Below are 15,660 nucleotides of genomic sequence, written 5' to 3'. Positions count from 1 at the left end.
GCGTTGGCAATCTCCAGCGCTCCATCGACTTTTATACCCAGGTGCTCGGCATGAAGCTGCTGCGCACCTCGGAAAACCCCGAGTACAAATACAGCCTGGCCTTTGTCGGCTACGAAGGCAACCCGGCGCAGGCCGAAATTGAGCTGACCTACAACTGGGGCACCGAAAGCTACGACATGGGCACGGCCTTCGGCCATATTGCTCTGGGCGTGCCAGACGCCTATGCGGCTTGCGACAAGATCAAGGCCGCTGGCGGCAACGTCACGCGCGAGGCCGGCCCGGTCAAGGGAGGCACCACCGTGATCGCTTTTGTGACGGACCCGGACGGCTACAAGATTGAGCTGATCCAGCGTGATGAAAGCGCTGCGGGGGCAGGCCTGCGTTAGTTTATTGCCCGTCACTGCTATTCTTTCAATAGCTGCTTGCGCTCATTCAGCAAGGCCGGTGGCGCTATTTCCACAAATAGCCAGCAGGCTGCCAGGCTCAGGCAGCGCTGCGTTCCAGCTGGCAGGCCTGAAAAGCCAGCGCAGTCACGTGTGACCAGTTGCCGCGGGCCAGCGTGTCCGCAGGGGTCAGCCAGGAACCGCCCACACACACGACATTGGGCAGTGCCAAAAACTCAGGCGCGTTGGCCACCGTAACGCCACCCGTCGGGCAAAACCGCACGTCGCCAAAGGGGCCATTCCAGGCCTTCAGCATGGCCGGACCGCCCGCCTGCATGGCCGGGAAAAATTTGAGTTCGGTCAGGCCGTCTTGCTGCGCCATCATGATCTCACTGCCGGTGGCCACCCCTGGCAACAGCGGCAGGCCCGCATCCTTGCAGGCTTGTCCCATCGCATGGGTGTAACCGGGGCTGACCGCAAAGCGCGCACCGGCCATGGCGCAGGCCTGGGCGTCGGCGGCGCTGCGCACAGTGCCCGCCCCCACCACGGCTTCGGGCACATCGCGCGCAATGGCCTCAATGCAGGCCAGCGCTTGCGGCGTGCGCAGGGTGACTTCGAGCATGCGGATGCCGCCCGCCACTAGGGCACGTGCCAATGGCACCGCCTGGCTCACGTCGGTCAGCACGATCACGGGTATTACGGGGGCGTCCTGCATGATCTGCAGGGGGGTCAGTTTTCCGCTGACATTGAGGTTCACATCCACGATAAAGCTCCTTCTTCAGCTGTCAGCGCGTGACGGCGCATACCGGCAAACAACTCCCGTCCCATGCCGATGCCGTTTGCCGCGCGCAAATCGGCAGGCATGGTGTCGACAGGCCTCGCGGTCCATTCTGCATCGTTTACCAATACATTCAATTCGCCGGTGACGGCGTCCACACGAATTACATCACCGTCGCGCACCTTGGCCAGCGGGCCGCCGGCAGCGGCTTCAGGCGACACATGGATGGCGGCCGGCACCTTGCCCGAAGCGCCGCTCATGCGGCCGTCAGTGACCAGCGCGACCTTGAATCCCTTGCCCTGCAGCACGGCCAGCGGCGGCGTGAGCTTGTGCAGCTCGGGCATGCCGTTGGCTTGCGGACCTTGCCAGCGCACCACACACACCACGTCGCGGTTCAACTCGCCGGCGCTGAAGGCGATGTGCAGGGCTTCCTGCGAATCAAACACCCGCGCAGGCGCCTCGATGACATGGCGGTCGTCGGGCACAGCGGAGACCTTGATTACGCTGCGGCCCAGATTGCCCTGCAACAGCTTGAGGCCCCCGGTGGCGCTGAAAGGTTTGGCAGGCGTGCGCACGATGGCCTCGTCTTTGGAAGCGCCCACGTCGTGCCAGACAAGCGCCGCGCCGGCCAGCGCCGGCTCGCGCGTGTATTCCCGGATGCCGCCTTCGCGCACCGTGAGCACGTCTTCATGCATGAAGCCCGCGTCGAGCAACTCACGAATGATGAAGCCCGGCCCGCCCGCCGCCTGGAACTGGTTCACGTCGGCGCTGCCGTTGGGGTAAACGTGGGCCAGCGTCGGCACCACGTCGGAAAGGTCGGAGAAATCATTCCAGTCGATCACGATGCCGGCCGAATGCGCCACGGCTACCCAATGGATAAGGTGATTGGTGGAGCCCCCGGTGGCGAGCAGCGCGACCATCGCATTGACGATGGCTTTTTCATCGACGATCTGGCCGATGGGCGCAAACCGCTTCGCCTTGATGATGCTCAGCACGGTGCGCGCCGCCTCGCGCGTGAGCTCTTCACGCAGCGCGTTGCCGGGGTTCACAAATGCGGTGCCCGGCACGTGCAGGCCCATGGCTTCAAGCAGCAACTGGTTGCTGTTGGCGGTGCCGTAGAAGGTGCAGGTGCCGGGGCTGTGATAGGACTTGAATTCGGAGTCAAGCAACGCATCGCGGCCAACCAGGCCCTGCGCGGCCTGCTCACGCACATGGGCTTTTTCCTTGTTGGGAATGCCCGACGTCATGGGGCCGGCCGGCACAAACACCGTGGGAAGGTGCCCAAAATGCAGCGCGCCTATCAAGAGGCCCGGCACGATCTTGTCGCATACGCCCAGCATCAGTGCAGCGTCGAACATGTCGTGCGACAACGCAACGGCCGTGCCCATGGCAATCACGTCGCGGCTGAAAAGGCTGAGCTCCATGCCGCTGGTGCCTTGCGTCACGCCATCGCACATCGCGGGTACGCCGCCCGCAACCTGCGCCGTGGCACCCAGCCTGCGCGCCTCGTCCTTGATGAAGGCCGGGTAGGCCTGGAGCGGGGTATGCGCCGACAACATGTCGTTGTAGGCAGTGACGATGCCAATGTTGGGCTTGCGCTCGGCCACCACCTTGAAGCGGTCGTCCAGCGGCATGCCGGCAAAGGCATGCGCCACATTGGCGCAACCCATGCGGTCCAGGCCGGGTTCGCGGCTGGCGGCAGCGCGCAGGTGTGCAAGGTAGGCGCTGCGCGTGGGAAGGCTGCGCTCTGCGATGCGGGCGGTGATTTTTGAAACTGCGGGGTGAAGGGCCATGTTGTAACTCCGGTCATGGTCAAAGTCACTGGGCATGTAACTTTATTACTGACTCTATGGTAACGGGTTACCGGCCTGTTTACCGCCGCATGGTTACTACGTGGTTACGAAACGCAGCCGCAAAAGCTGTTCTGCAAGGTTCTGAAACAACCCGTGGATGCGGCTTTACTGAAGGGTAATTTCCACACGCCGCGCTTCGGCGTCGCTGCCGCCACCCACCAGCTGCTCGGGCTTTTTCAGCACGATCTGGCGATCGGAAACACCGGCCTGCTTCAGTGCCTCGCGCACGGCAAGGGCGCGCTGCCGGGCAAGCGCTGCATTTTTCTGGGCGTCCCCTGTGGCATCGTGAAAACCGGTAATCACCAGCGTGCGGCCAGCTTTGGCGGCCTTGACCACTTCACCCAGGGCTGCACCCGCACCGTCCGCAAGGTCTGCATCGCCCGAGGCAAAATAAAACCGCACCGCGCCCTGCTCCACCTTCACGCTGGCGGCGTCGGCTGCGGCCTGCGAAGCCTGGCCAGCAATGTTCGCGGCATGGTCTACGGTGCTGGCTGGCTCGGCAGGCGTCGGCGCCACCTCTGGCACCGGCACGGGCAGGTATATTTGGGCAGGGGCAACAGCGGCGGAAGGCGCCCGGCCGAGCCGATGCATGCAAAGCCCCACCACCAGCGCGATTACGAAAGCCACGAGGCCGAGAACGACCGCCAACACCAAGCCTTGCTGGCCCTCATCGTCCTGAGAAAACATTGCCCCACTCCCGTCGCTAAATCGGTCACTCAATCCGTCACAAAAACTCAACGCATTGTAAAGTGCGGCTGTGGAAAATTCAGCCCAACAAGCCGCCAGCCCTGGCATCAGTGTTTCCCGCAACCCGGACCACATGCTCGAGACCGTCATCCGCGAATGGGGCGGACAAAGCGACCTCTGGATCTTTGCCTATGCCTCGCTCATCTGGCGCCCGGAGTTTGAGCATGCCGAGGAACGTTTTGCGACCATCCACGGCTACCACCGCGCGCTAAAGATGTGGAGCCGCCTGAACCGCGGCACGCCGGAATGCCCAGGCCTGGTGTTTGGCCTCCTGCACGGCGGCAGCTGCAAGGGCATGGTGTTTCGCATACCGCAGGCGCAGGTCGCCGGCGCCCTGCCCGCGCTGTGGAAACGTGAAATGCCCAACGGTGTCTATGACCCCAAGTGGCTGCGCTGCCAGACGGCACAGGGCGATGTGCGGGCGCTGGCCTTCACCTTGTCCAAGCGCAGCCCGAGCCATACCGGTGTGCTCAGCGCAGATGTTTACCGCCAGATCTTTTCCGACTCTTGCGGCCGTTATGGCACCACGCGCGAGTACGCACAGCTCACCTACGACAAACTCAAGACGCTGGGAATTCACGACCACGCACTGGGCAAGCTGCTGGAGCTGGCCAAATAGGCCGAACAGCCTCGGCTCCGGCCACCCCCGGCCTTGCCAGCCGGCGCCATGCGCCCTACAGTGAGCCCCTGAATCAACCACCAGGAGACCCGCATCATGAAATACCCCTTGGCACCGCTCGCCGCCCTTGCCACCGCCTTTGTGCTGGCGGCCTGCGCTTCGTCGATGAACGGCCCGCGCGCTGTGGCCCAGTTGCAAAGCACAACCGGCAATACCGCCAGCGGCACCGTCAGCTTTGTGCAGAGCGGCGACAAGGTACTGGTCTCAGGCGAGATACGCGGCCTCAAGCCCAATGCCGAGCACGGTTTTCATGTGCATGAAAAAGGTGACTGCTCCAGCGGTGACGGCATGAGCGCAGGCGGGCACTTCAACCCCACCGGCCAGCAACATGGCAACCATGCCGACATGGCCCACCACACCGGCGACCTGCCCAGCCTGAAAGCCGACGCCGGCGGCGTCGCAAAATTCAGCTTTGAATCAAAGACCCTCTCGGTCGGCAGCGGGGCGACCGACATCGTGGGCAAGGGGCTGATCGTTCACCGCGACCCCGACGACTACAAGACCCAGCCCACCGGTAACTCCGGGCCGCGTCTGGCCTGTGCAGTGATCGCGAAGGTCTGAGAGGCGCAGCCGCACATTCAACGCTGCCTGAACAATTCTTCAGCGCGGCGCAAATCGTCCAGCGTGTCGATGTCGGTGACTGTGCCTTCATCGGCCACGTCAACGAATGCTACAGAATTGATAGCTGCTTGCGCCCGTACCACGGGCGCCGCCCCTTGATTCCCCTTTAAACCCCGCAACGCATCGCGGCACGCGGCCGAAAACCCGACCGGGTGGCCGCGCGTGCCCCTGAACATCGGCACCACCACCGCGTGCTGCGCCAGAGCGTCGGCCACCGCCTGCAGCGTGGCGGCCTGCACCAGCGGCAAATCGCCCGGCAAAATCAGCCAGCCCGCAGCCTCTGGTGTGGCGCGCACGGCGGCCGCGATGCAGTCACCCATGCCCGGATGCCCGGCATCCTCCAGGTGCCAGGGCAAGCCGCTGGCGGCCACCGCGTCCAGTGTGTGCTGCAGCACCGGCTTGCCGGCCAGCAGCGCCTGCAGCTTGTGCGTGCCGCCACCCGATGCGGCAAAGCGCTCACCCCGGCCCGAGGCCAGCACCAGCACCGTGGGCTTGCTGCCCTGCATCACGTCAGCTTGAAGGGCAGCTCGCGCGGCGCCGGCTTGCCCGTGAGCTTCGCAATGGCATTGGCGAATGCCGGCGCCAAAGGCGGCAAGCCGGGCTCACCGAGACCCGTGGGCGCGTCGGCGCTGGGCACGATGAAGACGGCAACCGTCGGCATGTCGGTGATGCGCGGCACCGGGAAGTCACCGAAGTTGCTTTGCTCGACCACGCCATCCTTGAGCGTGATGGCCGCACCCGGCAGGCACATCGACAGCCCCATCAGCGCCGCGCCCTGCACCTGCGCCTCAATGCTGGTGGGGTTGATGGCGAGGTTGCAATGCACGCCCGCGGTGATGCCGTGCAGCACCGGGGTGTTGTCCTTGGCGGATGCCTCGACCACATAAGCCACCACGGTGTTGAAAGACTCATGCACCGCCACACCCCAGGCGCGCCCGGCGGGCAACGTGCGTTTGCCGTAGCCTGATTTGTCGACCGCCAGCTGCAGTGCGGCCGCGTGGCGCGGGTGCTTGCTGCCGAACTGCTTCATGCGATAGGCCACAGGGTCTTGCCCGCTGCCACGTGCAATCTCGTCGACAAGCGTTTCCATGACGTACGCCGTGTGGGTAGAGCCCACGCTGCGCCACCAGAGTACCGGCACATTGAGCTTGGGGTGGTGCACCGACAGCCGCATCGGAATATCGTAAGGCTCTTTCATGCCCTCAACCATGGTGCCGTCCACGCCGTCCTTGACCATAAAGGCTTCAAACGGCGTCCCGCCGACGATGGACTGGCCGACGATGACGTGGTCCCAACCCAGGATTTCGCCCTTGTCGTTAAAGCCGATCTCGGCGCGGTGCACATGCATGGGACGGTAGTAGCCGCCCTTGATGTCGTCCTCGCGGCTCCACAGCGTGCGCACCGCGGCCGTCAGCCCGGCGCCGCGTGCGGCCCTGGCGACATTGCAGGCTTCGACCACGTAGTCGCTGGTCGCAATCGCGCGCCGGCCAAAGCCGCCGCCGGCCATCTGCACATTCATCTTGACGTTTTGCGGCGCCACGCCCAGGGCCTTGGAAGCGGCCATCGTGTCCAGCCCGGGCATCTGCGTGCCCAGCCAGAGTTCGGCCTTGGCATCCGCGCCCTGCCCGCTCAGCTGCACGGTGCAGTTCAGCGGCTCCATGGGTGCATGGGCGAGGTAAGGAAAGACAAACTCGGCGCTGATTTTTTTCGGCGCCGACGCCAGCTTGCTGATGTCGTCCTTGTACTTGAGCGCACCGGTTTTCTGCGCCAGCGCGCGGTAGCTGGCAAGTTGCTTCACGCTGTCGACTTTCTCGACGCCGCTGGTGTCCCATTCGACCTTGAGCGCATCGCGGCCCTGCTTGGCAGCCCAGTAGCCTTCGGCCACCACCGCCACGCCCTCACCGCCGCGGTCCAGCGGCACGCGCAGCACGGCCTTCACGCCGGGGACGGCTTTGGCCGCGGTGTCGTCCAGCGACTTGAGCTTGCCGGCGAATACCGGCGGGTGCGCCACCACGGCCGTCAGCATGCCGGGCAGGCGCACGTCGATGCCGTAGCTTTGGTTGCCGGTGGACTTGGCCCGCGCATCGAGCCGGCCCGTGGGCTTGCCGATGATGCGGAACTGCTTCGGGTCCTTGAGCGTGACGGCCTCGGGCACGGGCTGCTTCATGGCAGCCTCTGAAAGCTCGCCATACGTCAGGCGCTTGCCGCCGGGGCCTATCACCACGCCTTGCTGGGTGCGCAGGCTGCCTGCGTCCACGCCCCACTGCGCGGCGGCGGCCGAGACCAGCATGGCGCGGGTGCGCGCGCCGAGCTCGCGGTACTGCGTGTAGGAGTTCTTGATCGAGCCGGAGCCGCCCGTGAGGTGCATGCCGAAAGCCGGGTCCACATACGCCGGGTCGGCATTGCCATGCTGGCTTTTGACCAAAGCCCAGTCAGCATCCAGCTCTTCCGCCAGGATCATCGGCAGGCCGGTCTGTACACCCTGCCCGAAGTCGAGCCGGTTGATGGTGACGGTCACCGTACCGTCCTTGTCGATGCGCACAAAGGCTGAGGGCTGCTGGGTCGGCTTGAGGCTGGACGCCGCCGGCGCACCCGCTGTGGCCATGGTTTGCGCTTGCGTCAGTATCGGAAAAGCGCCGAGGGCAAAGCCGCCGGCAGTCGCAACCTTGAGGAAGCTGCGGCGCGGCAGCTCAGCGTCTGCTATGGTTTTGGTAGCTGTTTGCGCTTTATGCATAAGGGCTTGAAGGCCTTTTGGCAGTTGAGAAGCGATATCAAAGGTGTCTGGGGAGTTGGAATACATGATGTTGTTCTCCTTCTTTAAGCCAATTAAGCCAGTGCCTGGGCGGCGTCTTTGATGGCAGCGCGAATGCGCACATAAGTGCCGCAGCGGCAGATGTTGCCGGCCATGGCGCCGTCGATGTCGGCGTCGCTGGGTTTGGCGTTGGACTTGAGCAAGGCGGTGGCGCTCATCACCTGGCCGCTCTGGCAATAGCCGCACTGCGCCACGTCATGTTTGACCCAGGCGTCTTGCACGGCTTTGCCGACGCGGTCGGTAGCAACCGCTTCGATGGTGGTGATCTTCTGGCCGGCAGCGGCCGAGATCGGGGTGATGCACGAACGTATGGCCGCGCCGTTGAGATGCACGGTGCACGCGCCGCAGAGCGCCGCGCCGCAGCCAAACTTCGTGCCGGTCATGCCCAGCGTGTCACGCAAGGCCCAGAGAATGGGGGTCGATTGATCGGCGTTGACGGATACGTCCTTGCCGTTGATGTTGAGGGTGGGCATCGTGGAACTCCTTGCGGTTTTTGTTAGTGGGAAATCAAAAGGGAGAAAAAAGGGAGGCTACTTGTCGAATTTATATTCGCTTAAATCAGGGTTTTATCCGTAAAAACTTGGGCATGCAGACATGAGGGGTATTGCCTTTCAGAGGCGTTTCAAAGGTTCAGGCCTTGATGGCGTCCCAGCACAGGGTAAAAGCCGCCTGGTGCACCGCCTCGTCGTCGGGCAGTACCTGGGTACGTATCAGGTTGGCGGTTTCCCGTACCGAGCCCACCAGGGTGGCCGTTAACAAGGGCAAGGGCACCGGCTTGAAAATCTCCTGCTTCTGACCCTCCTCGATCAATGCAAAGAAGCTCGCCGCCAGCCGGGTCGACAACTCGCGGTTGCCTTGCGTGAACCAGGGAGAGTTGTAGTACTGCTCCTGGAATACCACCTCGGCATAACGCTCCAGCCGGTGCCGCAGCAGGTTGCCCCAGAGGCGGCGCACCCGGCTGCGCAAGGGGGTGCCGGGAAGCACACCATCCATCAGGCGCTGCATGGTGGCGGTTTTGGCTTCTTCGTAGAGCTGGCTGATCAGCTCGTCCTTGGACGGGTAATAGACGTAAAGCGTGCTGGTGGCAATGCCGGCCGAACGGGCAATGTCGGCCATGGTGAGGCCGCTCAGGCCGGTCTGGGCCACCAGGTTGAAGGTGGCCTCGGCAATCGCGCGCTGCTTTTCGTCGTCTTTGGGCTTCATGTGAGCTTGTGAATATAAGCGAATATTAATTCGTTATCAAGCCCACCCTCTGCCGAGGTCTACGGCAGGCAAGGACATGGCCTCTGCGGGCACAATCAGAAGCATGAGCCAGCCCAACCCTTCCATTGCCGACCTGCGCAAAAGCTATGAGCGCGCCGAACTCAACGAAGACGCGTCCGAAGCCGACCCGCTCAAACAGTTCGACCAGTGGCTGAAAGAAGCCATCGCCGCCGAGGTGCCCGAGCCCAACGCCATGACACTGGCCACCGTGGCCAGCAACCTGCGCCCGTCCACCCGCATCGTGCTGGTCAAGGGCTATGACGAGCGCGGCATCACCTGGTTCACCAACTACGACAGCCGCAAAGGCCATGAGCTGGCCGGTAATCCGTATGCGGCGCTGCAGTTCCATTGGATAGAGCTAGAACGCGTGGTGCGCATCGAAGGCGTGGTTGAAAAGGTCTCTGCCGAAGAAAGCGACGCTTACTTCAACAGCCGCCCGCTCGATTCGCGCATAGGCGCCTGGGCCAGCCCGCAAAGCGAAGTCATTGCCGGGCGCAGCGTGCTGGTGGCCAACGCGGCCAAATACGGCGCCAAATTTTTGCTGCAGCCGCCACGCCCGCCGCACTGGGGCGGCTACCGCCTGAAGCCCGACAACTGGCAGTTCTGGCAAGGCCGCAAGAGCCGGCTGCATGACCGGCTGCGGTATACCTTGCAGGGTGACGCGCGGTGGTTGCGTGAGCGGCTTGCGCCTTAAAGTCTGGTTCTCAAGGCCTCGGATCGAAAGCCGGGACAAGCACCGTTGGAGTTGGTATGCAGGTTCATGGAAGTTGCCATTGCACAAGCGTTCGCTATCAAGCGGAAGTGGATCATGAGCAAACCACGATCTGCCATTGCACGGATTGCCAGAAGCTCACGGGTTCCGCCTACCGGGTCTCGGTGCCCGCCCATGAAGGCTCATTTCGCCTCACCCGGGGCAAGCCGACGATCTATGTGAAAGTTGGCGACAACGGCGCCCGGCGTGCGCAGGCGTTCTGCCCGAATTGCGGGTCACCGCTTTACACCTATGCAGCGGATGACCCAAGGATTTACGGCTTGAGGGTAGGCTGCATAGAAGAGCGTAAGGCACTGATTCCAAGAGCTCAAAAGTGGTGCCGTTCCGCACTGCGATGGACAGAAAGCCTTGCCGCGATACCGCGGGACCCCGGCGATTAAGCAGGGCGGCCCGTCTGCTTGCCGAGCCGCTCAATACGCTGCGCAGCCACCGCCTCCAATTGCTCGCGAGTGACCAACCCGGGCGCAATCTCTGCCAGCGGCACCAGCACAAAGGCTCGCTGCATGATCCGCGGATGTGGCACCGAGAGGTGTTCCGATTCGATGCGGGCACTGCCATACAGCAGCAAGTCCAGGTCCAGGGTACGCGGTGCATTGCGGTAGGGTCTTTCGCGGCCGGCTTGTTGCTCGATCTGTTGCAGGTGGCTCAACAAGGCGGGTGCGGTCAGTCCGGTTTGGAGTTCGACGACGGCGTTGAGGTAGTCGTTGCCGGCCGCAGGAGATCCTTCGCCCGCATCGGTGTCCAGTGGCGCTGTTTTGTAGAGACTGGAAGTCTGGCAGACCCGCGTGAGCGGCAACCGGCCTATGGCATCAATGGCCTGCCAAAGTGCCGCCGCGGCATCACCCAGGTTGGCGCCAAGGGCAACGTAGGCGCTAACCACTTGATCCTCAGGAATTTGACGCAGTATCCGATGAAGGCGAAGAAGCCTCGCCGCCTGCGCCTTCGGCGCTACCMGCCCCATCTGCACCACCACGATTGGCCGGCTTGCGGCGGCGGCGCCGTTTTTTGGCGGGGGCGGCGTCGCCCTGCTCGCCAGGTGCGTCTGCTACATCGGACGCAGGGCGTTCGGCCTGGCCCGTCTGACCGTGCTCAGCATCAACGCGCTTGACACGACCCCGCGGCGCCTGCGGCCTGTGCTGCTGCGCCTGGCGCGCCTCTTCAATCATGGCGTGGCGTTCGTCGTCGTAGGCGGTGCTGAATTTTTCCCACCACTCGGCGAGTTCCGTATCGATCTCGCCGGTCTGCGCAYGCAGGCGCAAAAAGTCGAAGCCGGCGCGAAAGCGCGGCTGGTCGAGCAGGGAATATGGTGCGCTGCCGGTGCGCTTTTCAAAGCGTGGCTGCATGGTCCAGATCTCGCGCATGTCGGTGCCCAGCTTGCCGCGGCCCGACACATCGCCGATCTTGGCGTTGAAGGCGTCGTCAATGGCATCCTGCAGTGCGGGCATGAGGTGCTCGCCACGCTTCTTGCGCCGTTCCCAGCCTTCACGCACGTCAGACCACAGCACGCACGACAGCAAAAAGCTGGGCGCCACCGGCTTGCCTTCGCCGACACGGCGGTCGGTGTCCTGCAAGGCGAGCTTCAGGAAAGCTTCATCCGCGTTTTCAACCACGACGTCGAGCAGCGGATAAATGCCGGTGCCTAGACCCAGGAACTTGAGCTGGGCGATGCTGGCCAGCGCATGGCCGGTCTGCAGCAGCTTGAGCATTTCATCAAAGAGGCGCGACTGTGGCACGTCAGCGAGCAGCCCCTTCATCTCGCGCAGCGGAGCGACGGTCTTGTCTTCAAACTTGAAGCCCAGCGCACTGAGCTTGGCGGCAAAACGCACGGCGCGGATGATGCGCACCGGGTCTTCGCGGTATCGCACGGCAGGGTTGCCGATCATGCGGATGATTTTTTTCTTCGCGTCCTTGATGCCGTTGTGATAGTCGACCACCACCTGGGTTTCGGGGTCGTAGTACATCGCGTTGATGGTGAAGTCACGCCGCGCGGCGTCCTGCTCGATCGGGCCCCAGACGTTGTCGCGCAGTACCCGGCCGGAAGCGTCGACCGCATGCTTCATGCCGGCAAGCTCGCTCTTGCTGGTGCGCTCGTTGCCGCCGACCTGCTCGGCCAGGCTGCTGTCGAGGTGTGCGCGAAAGGTCGAAACCTCGATGACTTCATGCTCGCGCCCGCGGCCGTAGATGACATGCACGATGCGAAAGCGCCTGCCGATGATGAAGGCGCGGCGAAACAGCGACTTGACCTGCTCGGGCGTGGCGTCGGTGGCGACGTCGAAATCCTTCGGGCGCAGGCCGACCAGCAAATCACGCACGGCACCGCCGACGATGTAGGCCTCGTAGCCGGCGTCCTTGAGGGTGCGCACCACGTCCATGGCACGGTCATCCACCAGGTCGACATCAATGCCGTGTTCCTTGACGGTGACATCCTGGCGCTGGCCGAAAGGTGATTTTTTGACCCGCTTGGCGCCGGGCTCCGTGCTGTCTGATTTGCCAAACAGCTTGTCGATAAATTTTTTGATCATGGATAACTAGATAAACAGGTCAAGTATGCGCCATCCGCGCTCTGCCGCCAGCGCCCGCAGGCGCTCGTCCGGGTTGGTGGCGACGGGGTGGGTAGCCTTTTCCAGCAAGGCAATATCGTTCAGGGAGTCGGTGTAGAACGTGGTTTCCACGTCGTCCCAGCCGAGGTTTCGGGCCGCCAGCCATTGTTCCATGCGGGTGACTTTGCCTTCGCGCGCCGAGGGCGTGCCGCTGATCTCACCGGTCACCCAGCCATCGGTATCGCGCTCCAGCTCGACCGCAATCAGCTCTTTCACCCCGAAAGCGTCGGCAATGGGCCGGGTCACGAACTCATTGGTGGCGGTAACGATGACCAGCTCATCGCCCGCAGCACGGTGGCCGTCGACCAGCGCCAGCGCCTGCTTTGTAATGGCTTTTTGCACCACATCCCGCATGAAGCGGGCATGGGCAGCGCCTGAATTGATAGCACCCTGTTTGCGGATAGCTTCGGTGGCAAAACGCACGTATTCGTGGATGTCGAGCGTGCCGGCACGGTAGTGCTCGAAAAATTCGTTGTTACGGCGCTTGAACTCGGTGCTGTCGCACCAGCCCAGCGCGATGGTGAACTCGCCCCATTCGTAGTCGGAATCGATGGGGATCAGCGTGTGATCCAGGTCAAATAAAGCAATCTTGCGGGAAGCAGTCATTTCGCAGTCACAGTCACTTATTCGCTCTCCAGCATCGACTTGATCAGGGGAATCGTGATGGCGCGTTTGGTTTGCAGGGCGTAGCCGTCGAGCTGGTCCAGCAACTRCATCAGGCTGCCGAGGTCGCGGGAAAAGCGGGTCAGCATGAAGTCCATGGCCTCGTCGCTCAGGAACACGCCGCGTGCATCGGCCTCGCGCCGCAGCACGGCACGCCGCTCGGGTTCAGTCAGGGCCTGCAGGGCAAACACATGGCCCCAACCCAGCCGGGTGCGCAGGTCTTCGCGCAGCGCCAGGTCGGCTGGCGGCATCTGGCCTGCCGCCAGCACCCAGCGCGGACGCCCGTCGGGTGCGCTCAGTGCATTGACAAACCAGTTGAAGGCTGYCTGCTGCTGCACCGCGGTATAGAGGTGGCAATCGTCCAAAATGACTGCCGCCCATGATTCGTTGAATTCAGGTGGCTCCAGCATGGAGGCATCCATCCAGCCGCTGGAGGCGCCCTGCTCGCGCAGCGCCTCACGCACGGCTTTGAGCAGATGCGTCTTGCCGCTGGCCGTTTCACCCCACAGGTAGGTCGGCACCGGCGAGCGCAGGGTGTTGCCGGCCCACAGCTCCAGGTGTTTCAGCGCAGCCTCGTTCGGCCCGCCAAAGAAGTTGGCAAACGACGGAGCTGAGGCCAGCCCGATGTCCAGCGCAATCTGTTTCATTGCCCGGCAGCGTCAGCGGCCTTGTAAAGGCGGCTGCCCATATAGCTGGCCTTCAACCGGCGAATACCCACCAGCAACACGGCGCTGGCGGGCAGCGCAATCAGCACCCCCACAAAGCCCAGTACTTGCCCAAAAGCGAGCAAGGCGAAAATCACCACCAGCGGGTGCAGGCCGATGCGCTCGCCAACCAGGCGCGGCGTGAGGTACAGGCTTTCAATCAGCTGGCCCACGCCGTACACGGTAGCCACCATCACAAAAGCCTTCAGCGAGGCGAACTCCAGCACGCCGGCCAGGATGGCCAGGATCAGCCCCAGACCAAAACCGAGATAGGGAATGAACATGGCCAGACCGGTGAACACCCCGATGGGGACCGCCAGGTCCAGCCCGAACAAGGCCAGGCCGACAGCGTAAAACACGGCCATGACCAGYATGACCAGCAACTGGCCGCGCAGGTATTGCCCCAGGACCGAATCGGCCTCGTCGGTAAAGCTGTCAAAACCCGCGCGCAGGTGGGGTGGAACCAGCTCCAGGACACGGGCTACAAATTTATCCCAATCCATCAAAAGGTAAAACAGCGCCACCGGGATCAGCATCGCATTGCCGATCAGGGCCAGCGCCACGCTGCCGCCCAGCTTGAGTGAGGACATCAGCGAACCGAAGAGGTCTTCGAAATTGGCATTGAGGTACTTCACCACAAACGCCTTGATGCTGCCCACGTCCAGTGCGACATGGATGCCGAACTGTGCCAGCCAGGGCGCCAGCTGGCTGTTGAGCCTGTCGGCCAGCAGCGGAACCTGTTCGCGCAGGATGGGCAGCTCCTTGGCCATGATGGGCACGATGAGCAGGAACAGGCCGAGGAGGACCACGACGAACAGGAACTCCACAGCGATGACCGCCACCACGCGCGGCAACCGGCCCTTGCCGGCGTGGTCAAGTTTGTTCACCAGGGGCGTCAGTGCATAGGCCAGCACGGCGGCTATCACAAAGGGAGCCAGCACCGGCCCTAGCAGCCACAGCACCAGGATGACCAGTGAAGCGATCAGGATCCAGGCGGCGGCGCGTTTTTGGGCGGGTGTGAATTGCATAAAGCCTTGGGGTTGAGCTTGCCGGAAGGAACGCTGGAAAAGTCCCTGGAAAGGCCCGAAAGGCGCCTGATGGGCAGCCTTTAGAATCTCAGGCTGAATTCTATCGGGCTTGCAGGCCGCTTCCGGCTGCAAATCCGCCCTCCGACCGCCTGCCCTCCCACCTGCATCAAAGCCGACACATGACCACCTCCTCCACTTCCCCCCTGAGCTACAAAGACGCAGGCGTCGACATCGACGCGGGTGACGCGCTGGTCGAACGCATCAAGCCGCTGGCCAAAAAAACCATGCGGGAAGGCGTTTTGGCCGGTATTGGGGGTTTTGGTGCGTTGTTTGAGGTGCCCAAGCGCTACAAGGAGCCCGTACTGGTCAGCGGCACCGACGGCGTGGGCACCAAGCTCAAGCTGGCGTTTGAATGGCAAATGCACGACACCGTGGGTATCGACCTGGTGGCCATGAGTGTCAATGACGTGCTGGTCCAGGGCGCCGAGCCGCTGTTTTTCCTCGACTACTTTGCCTGCGGCAAGCTCGACGTGGACACGGCTGCTGCCGTGGTCGGAGGCATTGCCAAAGGCTGCGAGCTGAGCGGCTGCGCCCTGATCGGCGGCGAAACCGCTGAAATGCCCGGCATGTACCCCGCCGGCGAATACGACCTGGCCGGCTTTGCCGTCGGCGCGGTTGAAAAATCCAAAATCCTGACCGGCAGGGACGTGAAACCCGGCGACGTAGTCCTGGGCCTGGCCAGCAGCGGCGTGCATTC

Annotated in this window: 18 protein-coding genes; 6 read left to right on the top strand and 12 right to left on the bottom strand. The window is 63.3% G+C overall.

What is annotated here, in order from left to right:
• On the top strand, positions 1-386 hold a 386-nt coding region (gene gloA, locus AC1D0Z_RS09535; RefSeq protein ID WP_477658006.1), incomplete at its 5' end, for a lactoylglutathione lyase.
• A 97-nt stretch (positions 387-483) separates the two neighbouring features.
• Here the strand turns inward: gloA and eda are convergent.
• From eda to AC1D0Z_RS09520, 3 genes are all read right to left on the bottom strand, one after another.
• Positions 484-1,146 (bottom strand): bifunctional 4-hydroxy-2-oxoglutarate aldolase/2-dehydro-3-deoxy-phosphogluconate aldolase, encoded by a 663-nt coding sequence (eda, locus tag AC1D0Z_RS09530; protein WP_477658005.1) that lies wholly within the window; start codon positions 1,144-1,146, stop codon positions 484-486.
• Complete coding sequence (gene edd, locus AC1D0Z_RS09525; RefSeq protein WP_477658004.1) at positions 1,137-2,954, bottom strand: phosphogluconate dehydratase; 1,818 nt, start codon at positions 2,952-2,954, stop codon at positions 1,137-1,139. The genes eda and edd overlap by 10 nt, the downstream gene beginning before the upstream one ends.
• 165 nt (positions 2,955-3,119) lie before the next feature.
• Positions 3,120-3,701: an OmpA family protein gene (locus AC1D0Z_RS09520; protein WP_477658003.1), complete on the bottom strand. Its 582-nt coding sequence runs from the start codon at positions 3,699-3,701 to the stop codon at positions 3,120-3,122.
• Between the two features lie 133 nt (positions 3,702-3,834).
• On the opposite strand from AC1D0Z_RS09520, the gene AC1D0Z_RS09515 reads away from it, so the two are divergent.
• Together AC1D0Z_RS09515 and AC1D0Z_RS09510 are read left to right on the top strand one after the other, a co-directional pair.
• On the top strand, positions 3,835-4,380 hold the full coding sequence (locus tag AC1D0Z_RS09515; RefSeq protein ID WP_477658007.1) for a gamma-glutamylcyclotransferase: 546 nt from the start codon (positions 3,835-3,837) through the stop codon (positions 4,378-4,380).
• A gap of 96 nt (positions 4,381-4,476) precedes the next feature.
• Complete coding sequence (locus tag AC1D0Z_RS09510; protein WP_477658002.1) at positions 4,477-5,001, top strand: superoxide dismutase family protein; 525 nt, start codon at positions 4,477-4,479, stop codon at positions 4,999-5,001.
• A gap of 17 nt (positions 5,002-5,018) precedes the next feature.
• Here the strand turns inward: AC1D0Z_RS09510 and AC1D0Z_RS09505 are convergent, their stop codons facing one another.
• From AC1D0Z_RS09505 to AC1D0Z_RS09490, 4 genes are all read right to left on the bottom strand, one after another.
• Positions 5,019-5,567, bottom strand: a complete 549-nt coding sequence (locus AC1D0Z_RS09505; protein ID WP_477658001.1) for a nucleotidyltransferase family protein — start codon at positions 5,565-5,567, stop codon at positions 5,019-5,021.
• On the bottom strand, positions 5,567-7,861 hold the full coding sequence (locus AC1D0Z_RS09500) for a xanthine dehydrogenase family protein molybdopterin-binding subunit (RefSeq protein WP_477658000.1): 2,295 nt from the start codon (positions 7,859-7,861) through the stop codon (positions 5,567-5,569). Before AC1D0Z_RS09500 ends, AC1D0Z_RS09505 begins: the two co-directional genes overlap by 1 nt.
• 26 nt (positions 7,862-7,887) lie before the next feature.
• Complete coding sequence (locus tag AC1D0Z_RS09495; RefSeq protein ID WP_457279289.1) at positions 7,888-8,346, bottom strand: (2Fe-2S)-binding protein; 459 nt, start codon at positions 8,344-8,346, stop codon at positions 7,888-7,890.
• 157 nt (positions 8,347-8,503) lie between these two features.
• Positions 8,504-9,076 (bottom strand): TetR/AcrR family transcriptional regulator, encoded by a 573-nt coding sequence (locus AC1D0Z_RS09490; protein ID WP_477657999.1) that lies wholly within the window; start codon positions 9,074-9,076, stop codon positions 8,504-8,506.
• Between the two features lie 103 nt (positions 9,077-9,179).
• Between AC1D0Z_RS09490 and pdxH the strand changes: the two genes are divergently transcribed.
• Both pdxH and AC1D0Z_RS09480 read left to right on the top strand, forming a co-directional pair.
• The gene (gene pdxH / locus AC1D0Z_RS09485; protein ID WP_477657998.1) at positions 9,180-9,830 is read left to right on the top strand and encodes a pyridoxamine 5'-phosphate oxidase; all 651 of its coding nucleotides are present in this window, start codon (positions 9,180-9,182) and stop codon (positions 9,828-9,830) included.
• 56 nt (positions 9,831-9,886) lie between these two features.
• The gene (locus AC1D0Z_RS09480) at positions 9,887-10,288 is read left to right on the top strand and encodes a GFA family protein (protein ID WP_477657997.1); all 402 of its coding nucleotides are present in this window, start codon (positions 9,887-9,889) and stop codon (positions 10,286-10,288) included.
• On the opposite strand, the gene folK is transcribed toward AC1D0Z_RS09480, so the two are convergent.
• From folK to AC1D0Z_RS09455, 5 genes are read right to left on the bottom strand one after another with little or no spacing between them, the layout of a single operon-like run.
• Positions 10,285-10,788, bottom strand: a complete 504-nt coding sequence (gene folK / locus AC1D0Z_RS09475) for a 2-amino-4-hydroxy-6-hydroxymethyldihydropteridine diphosphokinase (protein ID WP_477657996.1) — start codon at positions 10,786-10,788, stop codon at positions 10,285-10,287. The two genes, AC1D0Z_RS09480 and folK, sit on opposite strands and share 4 nt — an antisense overlap.
• 7 nt (positions 10,789-10,795) lie before the next feature.
• Complete coding sequence (gene pcnB / locus AC1D0Z_RS09470; protein WP_477657995.1) at positions 10,796-12,430, bottom strand: polynucleotide adenylyltransferase PcnB; 1,635 nt, start codon at positions 12,428-12,430, stop codon at positions 10,796-10,798.
• Between the two features lie 6 nt (positions 12,431-12,436).
• The gene (locus AC1D0Z_RS09465; protein WP_477657994.1) at positions 12,437-13,114 is read right to left on the bottom strand and encodes an HAD family hydrolase; all 678 of its coding nucleotides are present in this window, start codon (positions 13,112-13,114) and stop codon (positions 12,437-12,439) included.
• 17 nt (positions 13,115-13,131) lie between these two features.
• Positions 13,132-13,818 carry a DnaA regulatory inactivator Hda gene (hda, locus tag AC1D0Z_RS09460; RefSeq protein ID WP_477657993.1) on the bottom strand — a complete coding sequence of 229 codons (687 nt, stop codon included), beginning with the start codon at positions 13,816-13,818 and terminating at the stop codon, positions 13,132-13,134.
• Positions 13,815-14,903 carry an AI-2E family transporter gene (locus AC1D0Z_RS09455; protein WP_477657992.1) on the bottom strand — a complete coding sequence of 363 codons (1,089 nt, stop codon included), beginning with the start codon at positions 14,901-14,903 and terminating at the stop codon, positions 13,815-13,817. The genes hda and AC1D0Z_RS09455 overlap by 4 nt, the downstream gene beginning before the upstream one ends.
• A 179-nt stretch (positions 14,904-15,082) precedes the next feature.
• Here AC1D0Z_RS09455 and purM point away from each other — a divergent pair.
• Positions 15,083-15,660 (top strand): phosphoribosylformylglycinamidine cyclo-ligase (purM, locus tag AC1D0Z_RS09450; RefSeq protein WP_477657991.1); only part of this gene is annotated, 578 nt, incomplete at its 3' end.

Source organism: Polaromonas sp. P1_E3 (assembly GCF_056405935.1).
Note: the sequence above shows the minus strand (reverse complement) of the source record. Positions and strands in the feature narration are given on the sequence as shown.

Excerpts from the sequence above, each read along its gene's own strand:
- edd (WP_477658004.1), bottom strand. The coding sequence starts at position 2,954 with ATGGCCCTTCACCCCGCAGTTTCAAAAATCACCGCCCGCATCGCAGAG.
- AC1D0Z_RS09520 (WP_477658003.1), bottom strand. The coding sequence starts at position 3,701 with ATGTTTTCTCAGGACGATGAGGGCCAGCAAGGCTTGGTGTTGGCGGTC.
- AC1D0Z_RS09515 (WP_477658007.1), top strand. The coding sequence starts at position 3,835 with ATGCTCGAGACCGTCATCCGCGAATGGGGCGGACAAAGCGACCTCTGG.
- AC1D0Z_RS09510 (WP_477658002.1), top strand. The coding sequence starts at position 4,477 with ATGAAATACCCCTTGGCACCGCTCGCCGCCCTTGCCACCGCCTTTGTG.
- AC1D0Z_RS09505 (WP_477658001.1), bottom strand. The coding sequence starts at position 5,567 with ATGCAGGGCAGCAAGCCCACGGTGCTGGTGCTGGCCTCGGGCCGGGGT.
- AC1D0Z_RS09500 (WP_477658000.1), bottom strand. The coding sequence starts at position 7,861 with ATGTATTCCAACTCCCCAGACACCTTTGATATCGCTTCTCAACTGCCA.
- AC1D0Z_RS09495 (WP_457279289.1), bottom strand. The coding sequence starts at position 8,346 with ATGCCCACCCTCAACATCAACGGCAAGGACGTATCCGTCAACGCCGAT.
- AC1D0Z_RS09490 (WP_477657999.1), bottom strand. The coding sequence starts at position 9,076 with ATGAAGCCCAAAGACGACGAAAAGCAGCGCGCGATTGCCGAGGCCACC.
- pdxH (WP_477657998.1), top strand. The coding sequence starts at position 9,180 with ATGAGCCAGCCCAACCCTTCCATTGCCGACCTGCGCAAAAGCTATGAG.
- AC1D0Z_RS09480 (WP_477657997.1), top strand. The coding sequence starts at position 9,887 with ATGCAGGTTCATGGAAGTTGCCATTGCACAAGCGTTCGCTATCAAGCG.
- AC1D0Z_RS09465 (WP_477657994.1), bottom strand. The coding sequence starts at position 13,114 with ATGACTGCTTCCCGCAAGATTGCTTTATTTGACCTGGATCACACGCTG.